We start from the raw sequence: 2258 nt of genomic DNA, 5'->3' as shown, positions 1-2258 counted from the left end.
CCGGATAGCTTAGAATATCTAAAAAGAAGTGGATTGAATTAAATTTTGTATACTTTAAAGATTCATATTTATTAGGGGATTTTATTTACCCCCCAAAACCAAAACTAAATATTTTGCGATAACAGAAAAAAAGACTTCTAAGTTAATACTTAAAGTCTTATTTTTCTGTGTATAGATTTATAATAACATTACAATTTAAAATTTTTATAAAAACCAATGTAAGACTCTAATATATAGTTTAAAAACTCTTGTTGATTTATACCTTTACTAGATAATTCACTAGCTATAGATTCAAATTCACTAAGGATAGTTTCGTCAATTCTTAGACTTTTAACTTTATAATTTCTTTTTTCTTGCTTAAACTTATAAATATCGTTTACTATATCTTCTAAACTAGATACTTCATTTTTAGGAGATTTATTTTTATTGCTCTCTATAAATTCTTTTAGTATATCTATATTTTTAAGTAAGTAACTAAGGTTGTCTGAGTCAGATGAATTTAAAATAAGTCCATTATGATTAGCAGTGCTAGTTGATATAGTTTGATTTAAACTATTAAGATCATTGTTTGAAAAGTTAGGTTTGTCAATTTCTGATGTCATTTTATTTTCGTATGTAAGCGGATTGCTTACTGTAAGCTTACTGTAAGTTCGTCCGGTATCAATTTTATTATTTAAGACGTACTGGTTAATTTCTTTATTAAATATATACCCTTGTTTTAGAGCTCTTCCAGCAACTGTACTCCTTGCTATTCCAATGTTTTTGCATAATATAGTTAGTGAGATTCCCTCGGTCAGGTTTGTATTCAAATAATCTATTTGCTTGTCTATACCCAATTTGTTAAATTCGTCCTTAGTCAAACTAATTCCCCCCTAATAAAAATTCGCTTTGCTCATATCGCTCAAATTTCATATCGTCAACGTCCACTCGGTAAACTCGTGTCCCGTTACTCAAACGACTACGTCCGTTGCTTAAAAAATACATAAATCTTACAATGAGCTTACAAGCATATTTTCAGAGATTACTTATTGTAAGTACTTAAAAATATGCCTGTAAGATATATGTAATATAACTATAATATAATTGTAAGCGATATATAAGAATAAAGCTTACAAAAGTTTATAAAAATGTTCGACAATAAAAAACATATCTAACTGCTTTTTGAATTAACCTTATTCCACATATAACGACTGATTATAGGTGGAACTTGGAGGTTAATTCTATTTTTTTCTATTTTACCATCATACTTATATACTCCTGTGTAAATAGGATTTGAAAGAATATAAGCTATCCTTTGTTTTGTAAAATTATATTTACGACCAATTCTTTCGTATGAAACCCCTTTACTTCTAAGCTTGAATATATCTTTTACTATTATTGCCTCATCCTCTTTAATCATTAACATATCATTTTCAACTAATTTGTATCCAAGAGGTATTCTACCGCCAGGGAATAGATTTTTCTTTCCTTTAGCAACTCTACCAGAATGAGTTCTTTCTGAAATTAGTTTTCGCTCAAATTCAGAGAAACTACCAATCATTTGTAGAAATAGCAATCCTTGAGCTGTATTAGTGTTAAATTGTTCTGTAAGTGATATAAATCCTACTCCTATTTCTTGAAGGTAGTCAACCATGATCATTAAGTTTTTAAGACTTCTATGAATTCTATCTGCTTTGTAGACTATAATTGTATCTACATCATTTTCTTTATTTGATACAAATTCAATCATTTTATTATAGGACGGTCTGTCAGAGTCTTTTGCCGACCAACCTTCGTCAACATAAGTGTTTACTAATTCTATATTATTTAATTTACAATAAAGCTCTATCTTTTCACGTTGCATTTCTATAGATGTGTTGTCAATTTGTGATGCGGTAGATATCCTAAGATATCCTACTACTTTTTTCATAGTTTAACTATTAATTTCCTAAAATTATTGATTTTTAATCGACCTCTTAAATTCCATTCTAAGGCCTTTGAAAAAAGTTTTGGATGTTTTGTATCGCACAAATTTTGACGGTTTCTATATAAATAATTGCTATTAAAAGGTGATCTTTTTAAATATAGATAATTTTTAAAATCAACTAATTTGAAAATGCATCTGTTTTTATGTTCTAGTAAAAATAATTCATCCCCTACAAGCATGATATCTTCTGTTTTATTTGAATAATATAATAATCTAGGATTAATTATATTATATAAGGAGTTTTTAGTATCCTTAGAGTTAAATATCATATATATTAAGTTTTTACTCATTT

The 2258-nt window shown here is 27.5% G+C and carries 2 protein-coding genes and 1 pseudogene; all 3 read right to left on the bottom strand.

The window, feature by feature from the left end:
* Nucleotides 1-188 precede the first annotated feature (188 nt).
* Complete coding sequence (locus tag VN21_RS17780; protein ID WP_052951960.1) at nt 189-860, bottom strand: hypothetical protein; 672 nt, start codon at nt 858-860, stop codon at nt 189-191.
* Between the two features lie 290 nt (nt 861-1150).
* On the bottom strand, nt 1151-1909 hold the full coding sequence (locus VN21_RS02830; protein WP_046821953.1) for a recombinase family protein: 759 nt from the start codon (nt 1907-1909) through the stop codon (nt 1151-1153).
* A pseudogene (locus VN21_RS18975) lies at nt 1906-2258 on the bottom strand (hypothetical protein); the annotation flags it as partial. The gene VN21_RS02830 and the pseudogene VN21_RS18975, both read right to left, overlap by 4 nt.

It is taken from the genome of Paraclostridium benzoelyticum (assembly GCF_001006285.1).
Classification (GTDB): domain Bacteria; phylum Bacillota; class Clostridia; order Peptostreptococcales; family Peptostreptococcaceae; genus Paraclostridium; species Paraclostridium benzoelyticum.
The sequence above is the reverse complement of the archived record's forward strand: the minus strand, read 5'-3'. Positions and strand labels throughout refer to the sequence as shown.